The sequence below is a fragment of the Micromonospora sp. NPDC049559 genome, assembly GCF_040676675.1.
Lineage (GTDB): Bacteria > Actinomycetota > Actinomycetes > Mycobacteriales > Micromonosporaceae > JBFAPK01.
The window spans coordinates 101,124-117,770 of record NZ_JBFAPK010000001.1; the positions used below are offsets into that span (position 1 = coordinate 101,124).

Sequence of the window (16,647 nt, forward strand, 5' to 3'; positions counted from 1 at the left end):
CGATGACCACCACGTCGGAATCCGAGGGGCGGGTGGCGCCGGTCGCCGCCCGCCCCCGGGCACCGCTCGGCCCGCGCGTGCTCGGCGCGGTCGTACTGGCGGTGGGGATCTTCCTGCTCTGGACCGCGTACGAATCGTCCGGCGGCGACCTCGCCCTCGACGGGCCCTGGCTCGCGCCGCTGGTGGTGACCGCCGGTTGGGTGCTGGTCTCGGCCTGGTACCTGGTCGCACAGTTCATCGGGCCGCGGCCCGCGACCGAACCGCCCGCCGAAGCCGCGACCGGCGAGCCGGGCGACGAACCGACCGCCGAAGCGGCCGACGCCGAGCCCGGCGAACCGACCGCCGCAGCCGACGCGACCGCCGAGCCGGCCGACGAGCCGGCTGGCGAAGCGGCCGACGCCGAGGACGCGGCCGACCGGGCCGAGCCGGGCGACGGTCGGGTCCAGTGGCTCACCCCGGCCGCGCTCGCCGCCACCCTCGTCGGGTATGTGCTGCTGCTCGAACCGGTCGGCTTCCTGCTCGCCTCGGCGCTCTTCTTCGTACTGGTGGCGCGGATCCTCGGCAGCCCCCGGCTCGTCCGCGACGTGGTGATCGCGGTGCTGCTCGTCCTGGCGATCTACCTCGCCTTCACCCGCCTGCTCACCATCCAACTGCCGAGCGGGGTGCTGCCGCTGTGAACGACCTGCTACACGGCTTCGCCACGGTGCTGAGCCCCGAGTACCTGCTCTACGCCGCGATCGGGGTCACCCTCGGCACCTTCGTCGGCGTGCTGCCGGGGATCGGGCCGGCGCTCACCATCGCCCTGCTGCTGCCGGTGACGTTCAACCTGGACGACCCGATCGGCACGTTCATCATGTTCTCCGGCATCTACTACGGCGCCATGTACGGCGGGTCCACCACCTCGATCCTGCTGAACACGCCGGGCGAGTCGTCGTCGGTGGCGACGGCGATCGAGGGGTACCAGATGGCCCGGCGCGGACGGGCGCGCGCCGCGCTGGCGACGGCCGCGATCGGTTCCTTCGTCGCCGGCACCATCTCGACCCTGCTGCTGACGCTCTTCGCCCGGCCGGTCGCCTCGCTGGCCACCAGCTTCCGCGCCGCCGACTACTTCGCCCTGGCGCTACTGGCGATGGTGGCGGTGACCGCCCTGGTCGGGCGTTCCCTGGTACGGGGCCTGATGTCGCTGAGCCTCGGCCTCTTCCTCGGGCTGGTCGGCCTGGACGGGCTGACCGGTCAGGCCCGGTTCACCTTCGGCACGCTGGAGCTGCTCGAAGGCGTCGACATCGTCGTGATCATCGTGGGGCTCTTCGCCATCGGCGAGACCCTCTACGTCGCCAGCCGCCTGCGGAACCTGCCCGAGCACGTCACCCCGCTGGAGCCGGCGCGCGGCGGGTTCGGCTGGATGACCCGGCAGGACTGGTCCCGGTCCTGGCGGCCGTGGCTGCGCGGTACCGCCGTCGGGTTCCCGTTCGGCGCGCTCCCCTCGGGCGGCGCGGACGTGCCCACGTTCCTGTCGTACACGTTCGAGAAGCACCGGGCACGCGACCGGGCCGAGTTCGGCAAGGGCGCCATCGAGGGCGTGGCCGGGCCGGAGGCGGCGAACAACGCGGCCTTCTCCGGCGTACTGGTGCCGCTGCTCACCCTCGGCATCCCCACCTCGGCGACGGCCGCGGTGATGCTGGCCGCGTTCCAGATCTTCAACCTGCAACCCGGCCCGCAGCTGTTCGACAAGTCGCCGGAGCTGGTCTGGGCGCTGATCGCCTCGCTCTACGTCGGCAACGTGCTGCTGCTGGCGCTGAACCTGCCGCTCATCCGGGTCTGGGTGAAGGTGCTCCAGATCCCGCGCCCGGTGCTGTACGCGGGCATCCTGGTCTTCGCCACCCTCGGCGTGTACGCCGCCTCCGGCAGCGTCGTCCAGGTCCTCATCGCGTACGGGATCGGCGTCATCGGGTTCTTCATGCGGCACTTCGACTTCCCGATCGCACCGGTGATCCTCGGCGCCATCCTCGGGCCGATGATGGAACTCCAGTTCCGGCGCGCCCTGGTGCTCGCCAACGGCGACCTCACCGTCTTCGTCACCCGCCCGCTCACCGTCGTCCTGCTCGCCCTCGTGGTGCTCGCCGTGCTGGTGCCGTACCTGCCGCGGATCGTCGCGCGGCTGCGGGGGCGGCGCCCGGGGGCCCGGCTCGCCTTCGGCGAGGACGACTGAGACACGTCCTCGCCGCCGGCCGGTCCGCCCGGTGCGGACCGGCCCAGGGATCGTCGTCATCCGTGGAGCCGCGCTGAGCGCCGTCCCCGTGTCGCCGACTAGTTAGGCTGACAGGGGTGATCCGGTTGCGCATGGGACTGGCCGACGTGGCGAGGACGCGCTTCATGTTCTCGCCCCTTGCCGAGGTGGTCGAGAGCCTGTACCAGTTGTCGTCGGGGCGGGTGTCGCCGCTGCACCAGGGCTGGTGGGAGGCGACGCGGGACGGCCTGCGCGGGGTGGACATGGCGCTGCTGGGCGCGGTGGTGCCGACGCGCGCGTACGTGGCGGATTTCCTGCTCGTGGCGGCCACCGACGCCGGCGCGATCGACGACCAGTTGCGGTTGGTCGCCGAGTCGCCCGTGGCGGGAATCCGTGCCGACCTGGAGGCGGTGTGGGGGCGGGAGCCGATGCCGGCGCGGGCGCGGGCGTTGGTTGCCGAGGGGGCGGCTGGCGCGCGGCGGCTGGCCGATGAGCTGTGGCGGTACTGGTCGGTGGCGATCGAGCCGCATTGGCGGGAGCTGAGTGCGGTGCTGGAGGACGACGTCGCGTACCGGGCCGGCCGACTGACCGGCGGGGGCGTCGAGGCGCTGCTGTCGAGCCTGCACCCGGAGATCAGCGTGCGGGGTGAGGTCCTGCGGATCGACAAGCCCCGGCACTCGGTGGACCATGACCTGGCCGGTGACGGGCTCGTGCTGGTGCCGTCGGTGTTCGCGTGGCCGAACCTGGTGGTGGACAAGCGCCCCGACCGCAGCGCCAGCCTCGTCTACGCCTGTCGGGGAGTCGGCACGCTGTGGGGAGGCGATTCCCGGGACGCCGAGTACGACGACGACGCGCTGGGCGCGCTGCTGGGGTCCAGCCGCGCGGCGATCCTCGGCTGCCTGGCGCTGCCGAAGTCGACCACCGACCTCGCCCGTGAGCTCGGTCAGAGCGCACCGTCGGTCAGCTTCCACCTGTCGGTGCTGCGCCGCAACGGCCTGGTGACGTCGTGGCGTTCCGGCCGCCGGGTGTTGTACCGGCGCACGTCGTTGGCCACCGAACTGGTCACGGGTGGTGGTGCGGGGTTCGAGCGGGGCTAGGCCGCGTTTCATAAGGACTGGCCGGCCTGCGGCGGGCCCAGACGACGGCGCCGGATTCCAGCACCGTCGAATCGTTGGTGGGCTCCCGGGCGGGCTGCGACGGTGAGCGAACGCAAGCATTCGACGCGCCGCGCGGCCCGGTCGAGTCGCACCCTGGCGTTCGTCACGACCACCACCGCAAGCCGTCGATTCTTGCCGACCACTCGAACCGGAAAGGCAGGAATCGTGCGGAACGAAGACACCCGTGGCCTGACCCGTCGCACCGCCTTGCGGGCGGCCGCCACGGCCGGCGCCGTCGCGGCCCCGCTCGGGTTGACGGGAGCGGTGGCATCCCCGGCAGCCGCCGAGCCCGGGGCGACGTTGCCGGTGGCCACCACGGACGTGACACCGTACCGGCTGTCGGTGCCGGACAGCGCGCTGCGCGACCTGCGGTGGCGGTTGGCGACGTCCCGGTTGCCGGAGCGGGAGACCGTTCCCGACGGGTCCCAGGGCGTGCCGCTGGAGCGGGTACGCGCCCTGGTCGAGCATTGGCGGACGCGGTACGACTGGCGCCGGGTCGAGGCCCGGCTGAACGGGTTCGGCCAGTTCCGCACGCGGATAGACGGGTTGGGGATCCATTTTCTGCACGTACGTTCCCGGCACGCCGACGCCGTACCGGTGGTGTTGACCCACGGCTGGCCGGGTTCGGTGGTGGAGTTCCTCGACGTGATCGGGCCGCTGACCGATCCCACGGCGTTCGGCGGGAGCGCCGCGGACGCGTTCCACGTCGTGGTGCCGTCCCTACCGGGCTTCGGGTTCTCCGACAGGCCGGCCACGACCGGGTGGAACATCCCACGCATCGCCAGGGCCTGGGCCGAACTCATGTCCCGGCTCGGCTACCGCCGCTGGCTCGCCCAGGGCGGCGACCTGGGCGGCTCCGTGACGCACGAACTCGCCAAGCTCGGGCCCGCCGGACTCGCCGGGATCCATCTCAACTTCTTCCCCGTGTTCCAGCCCCCGGTCAGCGACCCGCCCACGCCGCCGGAGCAGGAGGCGCTGAACAAGCTGCAACGGTTCTTCGACGACGCCGCCGGCTTCGTCTACGAGCAGTCCACGCGCCCGCAGACGGTGGGGTACGCGTTGACCGACTCCCCCGTGGGGCAGGCGGCGTGGATCTACGAGAAGTTCCTGGAGTGGACCGACAGCGACGGCGACCCCGAGCGGGTCCTCGGCGTCGACCGGATGCTCGACGACATCATGCTGTACTGGCTGCCCGGCACCGCGGCCTCCTCGGCCCGCATCTACTGGGAGGACGCACGGACCGCCGGTACGCCCGACGACTTCAAGGTCCCGGTGGGATTCACGGTCTTCCCCCACGAGATCATCCCGACTCCGCGCATCTGGGCCGAACGCGTCTACGGGCCCAAGCTCGTCTACTTCAACACGGTCGCCCGTGGTGGCCACTTCGCCGCGTTCGAGCAACCGGAGATCCTTACCGAGGAGCTGCGGAGGTTCGCTCGCCTGGTCCGTTGACCTACCAGGTTTCCGGCCCCGGAGTTGAATCAGCCCGAGACGATGCGCAGCACAATGGCGCCGTCACTGGTCTTGCCCGGCACCTGCAGCGCGACCACACCGGCCTGCGGTTCGGGCGCGGGCAGAACGCTGCCGTCGGCGTTGCAGAAGCTCCCGGATCCGCCACCGCCGGAGCGGTCGAACCGGACGATCGTGCCGCAGGAGTCCTTGAACTTCAGCGTGCCGGAGCCACCACCGCCCCGCGCGAGGGTCAAATCGAAGTCGAGTCCGTCGTCGAGGACTTCGCGGACCACGAGGGTGCTGCCCGATCCGGCCCGCCCGCCCAACCGGATGGTGCCCGGTCGGGACACCGCTACCTCGCAGGTCCCGTCCGCACAGGCCCGGTGGTTCGTACCGTCCGCCGCGGTCACCGGCGACGGCGCCGGCGGGACCGTGGGGCTCGGCGTGGGGGTCGGCTCGACCGACCCGGGGGTCGCGCCGACGGTCGCGGTCGGGCTGGCGGCGGGTCCGGGGTTCTCGCGCGACGACCCGCAGCCGCCCGCGAGGACCGTCGCGGCCAGGAACACGCACGAGAGCCGCCAGGCTCGGGGAGAGTACGGCATGCGGCCAAGCTAGGCGGATTTCCGGGCCGGTGAACGTGCGACGGCAGCATGCGGACAGGCGCCGGCGGGTCACCTTGGCGACGGACGCGGACTTGGCGACGGACGCGGAACCGGTCGCGCGGGCCGGCGTGGGGCGACGCGCGGTCGCGCGACGTTCACGGTGATCCAGCGCAGCCCCGCCGGCTGTACGAAGATCGAGCGTCGCTCGACCGCCTCACCTGTCGTGCTCAACTCGTACCCGTCCAGCCAGATCCAGCCGTGGTAGGTCTCCCAGGGATGCGGGCGGATCACCCGGAACCGGATCGGCGCCACGAACTGCACGCTCGCGGCCCGGCACACGTACAACACGTCACCCGCCTCCGGAATCCGCGCCGGACCGGTCACCGCAGGTCCCCGGGGCTGTCCGGCGCCGGGCGGTCGCGCGGCGGTACGCAGCTCAGAAACCGGGCGAAGAGCGTGGCCGGTTCGGGGGCGGTCTCCGGGTTCAGGGAGTACAGGTCGCGGACCGCCTCGGCGTAGTCCGCCGCGAGGCAGAGGATCAGCGGTACCCGGTCGCGCCGCGCCTGTCGGGCGAGCGCGACCCGGGCGGGGCCGCACGGCCACGGCTGGCCGTCGGCCCGGCACAGCCACAGCGGCCGGCGCGGTGTGTGCTCTCCCGCGCAGGCCAGCGCGGCCCGGCTCACCAGCGGCCCCCGGTGGGGAACACGCGCCGCTCCGGCTCGCTCCGTCGCGCGTCCCGGCGCATGGGCGGATCGGTAGTGGCCGGCGTCGAGGCGGTTACTGCCGCACCACGGGTGCGCCTGCGCCAGCGCGTGATGGGGCAGTAGCGCGCGAGCCGGTAGATGGACTGCTGACGGATGGGCATGTCGGGCGACCTCCTTGGCTGGTGGGGGGCCGCCCCGCGCCCCTTTCGCGGGGCGGCCCACGCGGCGTCTCCCTGCGTTTGGTGCCGCCACACGAGGGTTGCGCCGCTGGACACACCGTGCCGAAGGAGTGCAGACGCGGTAACCGTCTGTATGAGACGATCGAGGGACGTCTTCGAAAGGTCCCTACCTTGTCGCGGAATGAAGTGCTTCGTCGGGCCATCCGCGCTGCCGGCGCCACGGCCTCGGATCTCGCGGCGGCCTGCGCCGTAGACGTCAAGACTGTCGAGCGCTGGATAAGCCGAGGTCGTACGCCACATCCTCGGCACCGGGTGAAAGCGGCCGAGTTCTTGCGCGAGGATGTAGAGGTGCTGTGGCCTGACCTTATGCGCCGTGCTGTCAAGGTAGGGGCGGATCGGGAGCTAGTCGCCGTCTATCCCCGCCGGTCAGACATGCCTAGGGCGCTTTTCCGTGAACTCATCACAGCGTCTCGCTCTCGGCTCTGGTTCGGCGGGTACACCTCGTACTTTCTGTGGCTGGATACGCCTGACGCCGGACCGCTGCTCTCGGCGAAAGCACAGGCGGGGGCCGATGTCCGATTCCTGCTCGGCGATCCCGACAGCGAGGTGACGCACCGCAGGGAAGAGATCGAGTCAACACCGCTGACCGTCTCCACCCGCATTGCCCTGACCCGGGCGGAGATCGCAAAGTTGGACGCTCCCTTGGCGGTACGCCTGTCGGACCGCCACATCGCAATGTCCGTCTGGATCTTTGATGACGAGGCGCTGGTCTCCACCCATATCGGCGACAGCCTCGGGCAGGACTCGGTGACGCTGCACTTGCACCGACGACAGCAGGGCGGGGCGACCGACCGATACATCGAACACTTTGAGTCTCTGTGGAGCGCCGCACCAGCTGCGTAGCGGCGCGAACCGGGTCGAGGTCGCCGACAATCTTCCGGGGCGGGTGCTGGTCCGGGACACCAAGGACCGCGACGGCGGGACCCTGACGATCATTTCGCGCCGAGGCCGCGCAGCAGCGTACGCAGCGCGCCGTCCAGCGCCTCGATCTGCTCCGCGGGCACGGACGCGACCAGTCGTTGCAGGTTGGCGGCGTGTTCGGTCATCGTCTCGTCGATCACCTCGCGCCCTCGTTCGGTCAGGGCGACGAGGAAACTCCGCCGGTCCGCCGGGTCGAGTCGGCGCTCCACCAGCCCCGCCGCCTCAAGGCGGTCGATCCGGTTGGTCATGCCCGCGCGGGACATCATCAGGGTGTCGGCCAGCTCCGACGGGATGAGCGTGTACGGCTCTCCCGCGCGGCGCAGCGCCGTGAGTACGTCGAACTCCCCCCGCCGTAGGCCGTGCCGGGTGAACACGCTGTTGACCCGGGGTTCCAGGAGTTGGGCCAACTGCCAGAGCCGCCCGAGCGGACCCATGAGCGACAGGTCGAGGTCGGGTCGCTCGTGCCGCCACTGTTCGAGGATCACGTCCGTCGCGTCCCGTACCGGCGGATCACCGCCGTCGCCGTCGCCGCCGCTTTTGCTGCCCGCGACCGGCCGACCGTCGCCCTCGCCCGCGACCGGCCGACCGCCGCCGTCGCGACCCGTCCGCCGGCCGGGCCCATCTCTTCCGTCGTCGCCCGTCACGTTGCCGAGCCCCTCCTTGTCTCCTGAGCGGGGACATCATATTTGACGCACGATAGTTAGCCTTCGTACTATCAGACCTGGAACTACTTCCCTTAGAACCAGGAGCGGAACGAAGATGTCGGAAATGTCCAACGATGACCAGACGCCGGAGCCGGTGCTGCGGCGTGCCTACGAGGTGGAACACCTCGGCCAGTCCCCCAACTCGACCTGGCTGCTCGCCGACGCCGACGAGACGGGCGGGGTGATGAACGCCGTACGGACCAAGCTGGGCCCCGGCACCGACGGCCCGCCGCCGCACTACCACAAGGAGTCACCCGAGCTGTTCTTCATGCTGGACGGCGCGCTGCGGGTACTGACCGGCGAGCGGATCGTCACGATCAGGAAGGGCGACTTCCTGCTGGTCCCGCCGCACCTGACGCACGCCTGGGGCACGCCGGGCGGGGTCGGCGCGGACGTGCTCATCATCAAGGCGCCCGGGAACAACCGCTTCGACTACTTCCGGCTGGCCGACCGCATCCGCCGGGGTGAGGCGAGCCCGAAAGCGGTCCTGGAGACGCAGGAACGGTTCGACAACCACTTCGTCGAGAGCGCCGTCTGGCGGCAGGCGCTCGCCGCCGACGGAACCGGCCGCCGCAGCCAGTTGGTCGAGCTGTGACCCGCGTCGTCGTACTCGGCGCCGGATACGCCGGGCTCGTGGCCGCCAAACTCGCGGCCAGACGCACCAGGGCCGAGGTGACGCTCGTCAACGCCGGCGATCGGTTCGTCGAGCGGGTACGCCTGCACCAGCTCGCGGCGGGACAGCGCCTGCGCGACCTGCCGCTGACCGAGCTGCTGGCGGGCACCGACGTCAACCTCGTCGTGGGCCTCGTCACGGAGATCGACACCGCCCGGCGGGTCGTCCGGCTGGACGGCGCCGCCCAGCGCCTCCAGTACGACGTGCTGGTCTACGCGCTGGGCAGCGCGGCGGACCTCACCTCGGTTCCCGGCGCGGCCGAACACGCCCACGCCGTCGCCGACGCCGGACAGGCCCGCCGGTTACGGGATCGGGTCCGCGACGGGACCACCGTGGCCGTCGTCGGCGGTGGCCTCACCGGCATCGAGACGGCCGCCGAGCTGGCCGAGTCGTACCCGGGGGCGAAGGTGCGGATGGTCACCGGCGGCGTACCGGGCGCCGCCCTCTCCGCGAAGGCCCGGCGGCACTTCCTGCGGACCTTCCACCGGCTCGGCATCGAGCTTCGGGAGAACGTCCGGGTGACCGAGGTCCACGCCGACGGGCTGTCGCTGGCGGGCGGCGAGCGGCTGGACGCCGACATCGTCGTCTGGACCACCGGGTTCCGCGTGTCGAGCCTGGCGGCCGAGGCCGGGCTCGCCGTCGACGGCCACGGGCGCATGCTCGTGGACGACACCCTCCGCTCCGTCTCGCATCCCGAGGTCTACGGCATCGGGGACTCGGCCGCCGCCCGCCTGCCGAGCGGGCAGGAACTGCGGATGGCCTGCGCGACCGCGATACCGTCCGCCGCCTGCGCCGTCCGGGCCATCGCCGCCCGCCTGGCCGGCCGGGAAGCGCGTCCGCTGAACTTCCGGTACGTCACGCAATGCGTCAGCCTCGGCCGGCGGGACGGGCTCATCCAGTTTGTCCGGCCTGACGACACGCCGGCCCGCGGCCTGCTCACCGGGCGGCCGGCGGCCCTGTACAAGGAGGCCATCGTCCGGGCGGCCTACTGGTCGCAGCGGCACCCCGGTCTGACCGCCGCCATGTGATCCTGGCCCGGCCGCCGGTCGGCCGGGCCGGGTCCGGCCGGTTACGCTCCGCCGGTCCAGCGGTAGCGGCGCTCGGGGCGGCCGGCCGAGCCGTACCGCAGGGTCACCGCCGCCTTGCCCGCACCGACGAAGTGTTCCAGGTACCGCCGGGTGCTCACCCGGGACAGCCCGACCCGCTCGGCGCACTCGCTCGCCGACAGGTCCGTACCGGCGCCGCGCAGCGCCCCGGCGACCAGCTCGGCGGTCGGCGCGGTCAGCCCCTTCGGCAGCTCCGGGGGGACCGGGCGCAGCGCGACGAAGAGCCGGTCGACGTCGTCCTGCACCACCTCGCCCGACCCGGAGAGCCGGTGGTGGGCCACCGCGTACCGCTCCAGCCGGTCCCGCAGCGTCTCGAAGGTGAACGGCTTGATCAGATAGTGGACGACGCCGCTGCGCAGCGCGGTACGGATCGTGGTCACGTCCCGGGCGGCGGTGACCGCGAGCACGTCCACCACCGCCCCGCCCTCGCGCAGCCGGCGCAGCACCTCCAGCCCCGACAGGTCCGGCAGGTAGATGTCGAGCAACACCAGGTCGGGGCGGAGCCGGTCGACGGCGGCGAGCGCGTCCTGCCCGCTGTGCGCGACCCCGGCGACCGCGAAGCCGGGCACCTTCGCGACGAAGCCGCTGTGCACCTTGGCGACCATGAAGTCGTCGTCCACCACCAGCACCCGGATCATCGGCCCGCCACCCGACGGACGGGCGCCGAAGCCGCGGACGGTTCGACCGGCACCGGACCGGACGTAGCCGGCTCGACCGGCGCCGGACCGGGCGCGGCCGGCTCGACCAGCGGCAGTACGGCCGTGAACGCCGACCCGTCCACGGCGATGCTGCCGCCGCGATGCAGGCAGATCAGCCGGATCAGCGCCAGGCCGAGGCCGTGGTGCCCGCGGGCCGGGTCCTTCGTGGAGTAGCCCTGCCGGAACACCTCCTCGGCCAACTCCGGCGGCACCCCCGCCCCGGAGTCCCGTACCGTCAGCCGCACCTCGCCCTCGACGGCCCGGATCGTCACCTCCACCCGGCCGCCCGGTCCGATCGCGTCCAACGCGTTGTCGACCAGGTTGCCCACGATGGTGACCAGGTCCCCGGCGAGCCGGTCGTCGACGCCCGGCAGCTCCGACTCCGGCGAGACCAGCAGCTGCACCCCCTGCTCGGCGGCGAGGCTGGTCTTGGCGATCAGCAGGGCGGCCAGCGCCGGGTCCCGGACCACGGCGGCGACGTCCCGGTTCAGCGCCTCGTGCGCCTGGCTGGCCCGGGTGATGTAGCGGACCACCTCCTCGTGCTCGCCGAGTTGCAGCAGGCCGGCGATGGTGTGCAGTCGGTTCGAGAACTCGTGCGCCTGGGCCCGCAACGTGTCGGTGGTGTGCCGGCTGACGTCCAGCTCGCGCCGCAGCGCGGTCAGCTCGGTCCGGTCCCGCAGCGTCGTCACCGAGCCGACCCGGCGACCGCGTACCACCACCGGCCGCCGGTTCAGCACCAGCACCCGGTCGTCGCTGAGCACGATCTGGTCCACTCCGGTCACCCGGCCGGTCAGCACGTCGAGCAAACGCGGCTCCATCGGCTGCGCGTGCAGCGAGCGCCCCACCGGGGAGTCGCGCAGCCCGAGCAGGCGTACCGCCTCGTCGTTGACGAGGGTGACCCGGTCGGCGGTGTCGGTGCCGACGACGCCCTCCTTGATGCCGTGCAGCATCGCCTCCCGGTGCTCGACCAGCCCGGTGATCTCCCGGGGCTCCAGCCCGAGCGTCTGCCGCTTGACCCGGCGCGCCAGCAGCAGCGACCCGGCCACCCCGAGCGCCCCGCCGATCAGCAGGTACGTCACCAGGTTGGTGACCGCCCCGGCGAGCTGCTCCGGCAGCGTCGGGTAGGTGTGCCCGACCACGATCAGCCCCAGGAACTCGCCGTCCCGCTCGGCCAGCACCGGCACGTGCGCGACCAGCGCCTTCGAGCCGTCGGCGAGCACCCCGATCCAGGATCGGCCGCGCAGCGCGTCGCTGCCGCCCAGCGGCACCGGCGAACCGGCGTCCGGGCCGGTGACCAGCTTGCCGGTGGCGTCGGTGATCAGCACGTACGAGGCGCCGGAGACCGCGCGGGCGCTCTCGGCGACAGCGGCGAGCGGTTCGCGGTTGGCGGCCGGGTCGAGCAGCCCCATCCGGACCGTACGGTTGATCGCCGCGTTCTCGCCGACCGAGCGCAGCCGCGCCCCCTCCTCGCGCCGGAACGCCGCGTCGGACTCGGCGATCGAGACCGCCGCGACCGCGCTCACCACCAGCAGCACGATGCCGAGCTGGAGCAGCAGGAACTGGCCGGCCAGGGACATCCGCTGGCGCATCGTGCCCTCCCTCCCCGCCGTCGGAACGCCGAGCTGGCCCGCTCGGGCGCGCCCGGCCCGGCTGAGCACGACCGGCCCGACGCGTGCGCCCAGCAAAGTGCCTCCGCCCCGCCCGCGCAACCGTCCGCCGCCGGCGGATCGGTCGTTGTTACCGCATCTTGTCGGCGCCGAGTCTTCCCAGGTACCGGCGGCGACGCGCAGGATCGGCGGGTGCGACGGTCGCCGCGTCCCGGTCGCGCCCCCGGCCCGGCCCGCCGGCGGGTGCCGGTGGCGGCCGGTCTCGCCCTGCTCCTGGCCGCGGTGGCCGGCGGCGGCACGATGGCCGGCTGCGCCGCCGGCCACGACCCCGCCGGGCCGGCCGAGCTGCGGATCATGGTGCCCAACGCGCCGGGCAGCGGGTACGACGTGACCGCCCGCACCGCCGCGAAGGCGCTGGAGGACGCGGGCGTGATCCGCGGCGTGGAGGTCTTCAACCTGCCCGGCGGCGGTGGCCTCGTCGGGCTGCGCCGGCTCGGCTACGAGCGCGGCAACGCCCGACTGACGATGCTGATGGGGCTGGGCGTCGTGGGCAGCCAGTACGCGACGCCGGCGCCCGTGACGCTCCAGGACACCACGCCGGTGGCCCGGCTGATCGAGGAGCCGGCCATCGTCGTGGTCACCCGCGACTCGCCGTACCGGGAGCTGGCCGACCTGGTCGCCGCTTGGCGGTCGCGGCCGGCGGCGGTACCGGTCGGCGGCGGCTCGGCGGCGGGCGGCCCCGACTACCTCGCCCCGATGCTGCTCGCCGAGGCGGTCGGCATCGCGCCGTCCAAGGTCGCCTACCGGGAGTACGACGGCGGCGGCGACCTGCTCGCGGCGATCCTCGGCAAACAGGTCGCGTTCGGCGTCTCCGGGCTCAGCGAGTACGCCGACCAGATCACCTCCGGCCAGCTCCGGGTGCTCGCGGTGACCAGCGCCCGGCGGATACCCGGCGTGCCCGCCCCGACCCTGCGGGAGTCCGGTGTCGACGTGGTCTTCGCCAACTGGCGGGGCATCGTCGCGCCGCCCGGACTGGCCGCGCCCGACGCGGCGGCGCTGCGCTCGGCCGTTCGGCGGCTGCACGACAGTCCGCAGTGGCGGGCGGCGTTGGCCAAGTACGGCTGGACCGACGCGTACCTCGACGGCGACGCCTTCGGCGTGTTCCTGCGTACCGAGAACGCGCGGCTGGCCGGCGTGCTCGCCCAGCTCGGCCTGACCGTCCCGCCGGGCGACGGTCCGGCGCCCGGCTCGACCGCCGCCGCGCCGGGGGATGGCCCGCCGGGGAACGACCGCCCGGTCCGCCCGACCGTCCCGCCCGGGCCGGGGCCCGGGTGAGCCGCGCCACTCGGCGAGCCGTAACCCGGTTGAGAGTTGCCGACCGGGGCGCTGGAATGGCCGGATGGAAATCCGCCGCATCCGCAACGAGGAACGCCCCGCCACCAGCTGGTTCCTCGGGGGGTACGCCTTCAACCCGTCCCCCGTTCCGGCCGAGCGGCAGGAGAAGCTGCGCCGCTACCTGCCCTACAACTCCGGCAGCGTCTCGCTGATCGCCGAGGAGGCGGGCGAGACGCTCGCCACCGTGACCGCGATCCCGATGCGGCAGAACGTGCGCGGCATCGTCTACCCGATGGCCGGCGTGGCCGGGGTCGCCACCCATCCGCTCGCCCGCCGGCGCGGCCACATCCGTACGCTGCTGACCCGGCTCCTCGGCGAGCTGCGCGACGAGGGGCACGTCGTCTCGGCGCTCTACCCGTTCCGCCCCTCCTTCTACGCCAAGTTCGGCTACGTCGGCGTGCCGGCCGCGCGTACCGTCACGTTCTCCCCCGGCGGGCTGGGCGAGCTGCTCCGGGCCGAGCTGCCCGGCGAGCTGACCTGGCAGAAGGTCGACGCCGGCTACGAGGCGTACCGGGAGTTCACCCTGCGTCTGCTGACCCGGCGGCACGGCTTCTCCGTCATGCCGGACTACCGCGCCGCCGGGCTCCGCGAGGAGGAGCTGTGGCTGGTCACCGCGCGCGTCGACGGTGAGGTCGTCGGGGCGGTGACGTACCGCATCGAGGAGCACGGCGGCACGCTCGCCGCCGGCGACCTGCTCACCACCGGCCCGCTCGGCCGGGCGCTGCTGCTGCGCTTCTTCGCCAACCACGTCGACCAGGTGGCCCGGGTGACCGCGCTCGTGGGCGCCGACGAGACCCCCGAGCTGTGGGCGACCGACCTGGTCGCGCGTACCGAGGCGAAGATCTCCTTCCCCGACTCGCCCGCGCCGATGGCCCGGGTGCTCTCGATGGCGGGGCTGAACGGTCTCGCCGCCGGCACCGGGCGGGTCGACGTGGAGATCGTGGACGACCCGTTCATCGCCGGCCGGTACCGGCTCGACGGCGGCGACGGCACGCTGGAGGTACGCCCCGGCGAGGGCGGCGCCCCCGCCGCGACGTTGACGGCGGCGGGCTTCTCGGCGCTGGTCTACGGCGTGCTCGACCCGGCCGAGCTGCCGCTGCGCGGGCTCGGGACGGTACCGGACGACGCCGCCGCCGAGCTGCGCTCGCTCTTCCCGCGCGAGCTGCCGTACCTCTTCTCCGCCTTCTGATCCGGTCCGCCGCCGCCCCGGGGTTCAGCCGCGCGAGAGGTCGCGCTGACCCCGGGGTCGGCGGCACGGCCCCCGGGGTCAGCGGGGCGAGGGGTCGCGGAGTTCCCGGAAGAACGCCCGGATGTCCTCGGTCAGCAGTTCCGGCTGCTCCATCGCGGGGAAGTGCCCGCCGCGGTCGTACTCCGTCCACCGGACGATGTTGTTCGTGCGCTCGGCGACGTGCCGCAGCGGGACGAAGTTGTCCCGGGGGAAGACGGCCAGCGCGGTCGGCGCGGTCGACGGCTCGGGCGGCCGGCCCCAGTAGTCGGCGTGCGCGCGCTCGTAGTAGATGCGGGCGGACGAGCCGGCCGTACCGGTCAGCCAGTAGAGCATCACGTTGGTGAGCATCTGGTCGCGGTCGACCGCGTCCTCGGGGCGCTCCGCCGAGTCGGTCCACTCCTTGAACTTCTCGACGATCCAGGCCAGCTGGCCCACCGGCGAGTCGGTCAGGCCGTACGCCAGCGTCTGCGGCCGGGTGGCCTGGATGTCCGCGTACCCCTGCCGCTCGCGGCTCCAGGTCTTCAGCCGCTCCCAGGAGGCCAGCGTGCGCTCCCGCTCGGCGGGGTCCAGCGCGGCCAGCTCGCCCGGTTCGGGTTCGTGCGCCTGGTGCGCGTTGGGCAGCAGGTTGAGGTGCACGCCGACGACCTCGGGCCGGGTACGGCCCAGCTCCCGCGAGATGACCGCGCCCCAGTCACCGCCCTGCACCCCGTACCGGGCGTAGCCGAGCCGTTCCATCAGCACGGCGAACGCGGCGGCCACCCGCTTGAACTCCCAGCCGGGCTCGGTGGTCGGCCCGGACAGGCCGAATCCGGGGATGCTCGGCAGCACCAGGTGGAACGCGTCGGCCGGGTCGCCGCCGTACCGGCGGGGATCGGTCAGCGGGCCGGCGACCCGCTCGAACTCGACGATCGAGCCGGGCCAGCCGTGCGTCATCAGCAGCGGGGTCGCGTCCGGTTCGGGCGAGCGGAGATGGGCGAAGTGCAGGTTCGCACCGTCGACGGTGGTGGTGAACTGCGGCCACCGGTTCAGCCGGGCCTCGGCCGCGCGCCAGTCGTACCGGTGCCGCCAGTGGTGCACCAGCTCCCGCAGGTAGTCGCGCGGGACGCCGTACGCCCACCCCACGCCCGGCAGCTCGTCGGGCCAGCGGGTACGGTCGAGCCGCCCGTGCAGATCGTCGAGATCGCCCTGCGGTATGTCGACACGGAACGGTTGGATGCCGTCGTCGGTCTCGGTGCTCACCCTGGGCATGCTATGTCGGCGCACCCGGGCGGCTGGACATCGCCGCTGGTCACGCACCTGCCCGAGAGGTCGTACCGCCGCCACGAGGGCGAGTCGACGGCCTCGTTCGCGAACCCGGCCTCGCCCGGCGCGTTGAAGACCTGTAGCGCCGGCCGGCCCGGCTCGAACCGGAACTCGACCCCGCCGAGCACCCACGCCTCGACCCGGCCCCCGTTGAGGTGCTCCAACCGCAGGTCGTTGCAGAGCACCCGGACCTCGCGGAGCGTACCGCCGACGACCGGGCCCAGCTCCGGCTCGTCCAGCTCGCCCCAGTCCACCGCCAGGTCGGGGTCGTCCTGCTCCTCGATGTCCGGCGGCTCGGTCAGCGGGATCCGGTCCCAGCTCAGGTAGAGCCGATCGAAGCCCGCCATCGTCAGCTCCAGGTGCCGGCCCTCGAAGTCGAGGACCAGCGGCCCGGTCGGGCACCGGTCGCCGTCCACCGCGAACCGCAGGCTCCACACTCGACACAGCCGCCGTCCGGTCAGGTCGGCGAGCCGTTCGCCGTGCCGGGCGAGCAGCTCCTCGACCGAGGTGAACGGCCTCGGGTCGTACCCGGCGATCCCCCACACGAGGGCCGAGGTTAGGCAGGCCGGCGGGGCAGGTCAACGACCTCCGTGACACCCGCCACGCCCGACGCTCGCCACGCCCGATTTCCG

Annotated in this window: 17 protein-coding genes and 1 pseudogene; 10 read left to right on the forward strand and 8 right to left on the reverse strand. The window is 73.0% G+C overall.

All coding sequences use genetic code 11. The annotated features are described in order from the left end of the window. Window positions 1–2 precede the first annotated feature (2 nt). The 4 genes from AB0J86_RS00445 (at window position 3) to AB0J86_RS00460 (ending at window position 4,836) form a co-directional block, all read left to right on the forward strand. A complete protein-coding gene (locus AB0J86_RS00445; RefSeq protein ID WP_363850224.1) occupies window positions 3–677 on the forward strand; it encodes a tripartite tricarboxylate transporter TctB family protein in 675 nt (224 codons plus the stop codon). Continuing rightward, window positions 674–2,209: a tripartite tricarboxylate transporter permease gene (locus AB0J86_RS00450; RefSeq protein ID WP_363850227.1), complete on the forward strand. Its 1,536-nt coding sequence runs from the start codon at window positions 674–676 to the stop codon at window positions 2,207–2,209. The genes AB0J86_RS00445 and AB0J86_RS00450 overlap by 4 nt, the downstream gene beginning before the upstream one ends. 116 nt (window positions 2,210–2,325) lie before the next feature. Beyond that, window positions 2,326–3,324, forward strand: coding sequence for a DUF5937 family protein (locus AB0J86_RS00455; protein ID WP_363850230.1), 999 nt, complete (start codon window positions 2,326–2,328; stop codon window positions 3,322–3,324). 225 nt (window positions 3,325–3,549) lie between these two features. Next, on the forward strand, window positions 3,550–4,836 hold the full coding sequence (locus AB0J86_RS00460; protein ID WP_363850231.1) for an epoxide hydrolase family protein: 1,287 nt from the start codon (window positions 3,550–3,552) through the stop codon (window positions 4,834–4,836). A 29-nt stretch (window positions 4,837–4,865) separates the two neighbouring features. On the opposite strand, the gene AB0J86_RS00465 is transcribed toward AB0J86_RS00460, so the two are convergent. The 3 genes from AB0J86_RS00465 to AB0J86_RS00475 all read right to left on the reverse strand — a co-directional run bounded on the left by AB0J86_RS00465 (window position 4,866) and on the right by AB0J86_RS00475 (window position 6,121). Beyond that, the gene (locus AB0J86_RS00465; RefSeq protein ID WP_363850234.1) at window positions 4,866–5,438 is read right to left on the reverse strand and encodes a hypothetical protein; all 573 of its coding nucleotides are present in this window, start codon (window positions 5,436–5,438) and stop codon (window positions 4,866–4,868) included. Between the two features lie 69 nt (window positions 5,439–5,507). Continuing rightward, the gene (locus AB0J86_RS00470; RefSeq protein ID WP_363851549.1) at window positions 5,508–5,804 is read right to left on the reverse strand and encodes a hypothetical protein; all 297 of its coding nucleotides are present in this window, start codon (window positions 5,802–5,804) and stop codon (window positions 5,508–5,510) included. 14 nt (window positions 5,805–5,818) lie between these two features. Next, entirely contained in the window at window positions 5,819–6,121 is a 303-nt protein-coding gene (locus tag AB0J86_RS00475) for a hypothetical protein (RefSeq protein ID WP_363850237.1), read from the reverse strand. Window positions 6,122–6,633: 512 nt separating this feature from the next. Between AB0J86_RS00475 and AB0J86_RS00480 the strand changes: the two genes are divergently transcribed. Then, the gene (locus AB0J86_RS00480) at window positions 6,634–7,224 is read left to right on the forward strand and encodes an XRE family transcriptional regulator (protein ID WP_363850240.1); all 591 of its coding nucleotides are present in this window, start codon (window positions 6,634–6,636) and stop codon (window positions 7,222–7,224) included. Continuing rightward, window positions 7,190–7,312, forward strand: a pseudogene (locus tag AB0J86_RS00485) (DUF397 domain-containing protein); the annotation flags it as partial. The gene AB0J86_RS00480 and the pseudogene AB0J86_RS00485, both read left to right, overlap by 35 nt. A gap of 1 nt (window position 7,313) precedes the next feature. Here the strand turns inward: AB0J86_RS00485 and AB0J86_RS00490 are convergent. Continuing rightward, window positions 7,314–7,946 (reverse strand): MarR family transcriptional regulator, encoded by a 633-nt coding sequence (locus tag AB0J86_RS00490; RefSeq protein WP_363850243.1) that lies wholly within the window; start codon window positions 7,944–7,946, stop codon window positions 7,314–7,316. A gap of 124 nt (window positions 7,947–8,070) precedes the next feature. Between AB0J86_RS00490 and AB0J86_RS00495 the strand changes: the two genes are divergently transcribed. Next, window positions 8,071–8,601 carry a cupin domain-containing protein gene (locus tag AB0J86_RS00495; protein ID WP_363850246.1) on the forward strand — a complete coding sequence of 177 codons (531 nt, stop codon included), beginning with the start codon at window positions 8,071–8,073 and terminating at the stop codon, window positions 8,599–8,601. Continuing rightward, the gene (locus tag AB0J86_RS00500) at window positions 8,598–9,707 is read left to right on the forward strand and encodes an FAD-dependent oxidoreductase (RefSeq protein WP_363850248.1); all 1,110 of its coding nucleotides are present in this window, start codon (window positions 8,598–8,600) and stop codon (window positions 9,705–9,707) included. The genes AB0J86_RS00495 and AB0J86_RS00500 overlap by 4 nt, the downstream gene beginning before the upstream one ends. A gap of 41 nt (window positions 9,708–9,748) precedes the next feature. Here the strand turns inward: AB0J86_RS00500 and AB0J86_RS00505 are convergent, their stop codons facing one another. Together AB0J86_RS00505 and AB0J86_RS00510 are read right to left on the reverse strand one after the other, a co-directional pair. Next, window positions 9,749–10,423: a response regulator gene (locus tag AB0J86_RS00505; protein WP_363850251.1), complete on the reverse strand. Its 675-nt coding sequence runs from the start codon at window positions 10,421–10,423 to the stop codon at window positions 9,749–9,751. Further along, the gene (locus AB0J86_RS00510; protein ID WP_363850254.1) at window positions 10,420–12,072 is read right to left on the reverse strand and encodes an ATP-binding protein; all 1,653 of its coding nucleotides are present in this window, start codon (window positions 12,070–12,072) and stop codon (window positions 10,420–10,422) included. The genes AB0J86_RS00505 and AB0J86_RS00510 overlap by 4 nt, the downstream gene beginning before the upstream one ends. Before the next feature lie 210 nt (window positions 12,073–12,282). Between AB0J86_RS00510 and AB0J86_RS00515 the strand changes: the two genes are divergently transcribed. Next, window positions 12,283–13,425 (forward strand): tripartite tricarboxylate transporter substrate binding protein, encoded by a 1,143-nt coding sequence (locus AB0J86_RS00515; RefSeq protein ID WP_363850257.1) that lies wholly within the window; start codon window positions 12,283–12,285, stop codon window positions 13,423–13,425. A 64-nt stretch (window positions 13,426–13,489) separates the two neighbouring features. Further along, on the forward strand, window positions 13,490–14,674 hold the full coding sequence (locus AB0J86_RS00520; protein ID WP_363850260.1) for a GNAT family N-acetyltransferase: 1,185 nt from the start codon (window positions 13,490–13,492) through the stop codon (window positions 14,672–14,674). Window positions 14,675–14,752: 78 nt separating this feature from the next. On the opposite strand, the gene AB0J86_RS00525 is transcribed toward AB0J86_RS00520, so the two are convergent. Both AB0J86_RS00525 and AB0J86_RS00530 read right to left on the reverse strand, forming a co-directional pair. After that, the gene (locus AB0J86_RS00525) at window positions 14,753–15,928 is read right to left on the reverse strand and encodes an epoxide hydrolase family protein (protein WP_363851552.1); all 1,176 of its coding nucleotides are present in this window, start codon (window positions 15,926–15,928) and stop codon (window positions 14,753–14,755) included. 20 nt (window positions 15,929–15,948) lie between these two features. After that, window positions 15,949–16,560, reverse strand: a complete 612-nt coding sequence (locus AB0J86_RS00530; protein WP_363850263.1) for a hypothetical protein — start codon at window positions 16,558–16,560, stop codon at window positions 15,949–15,951. Window positions 16,561–16,647 lie beyond the last annotated feature (87 nt).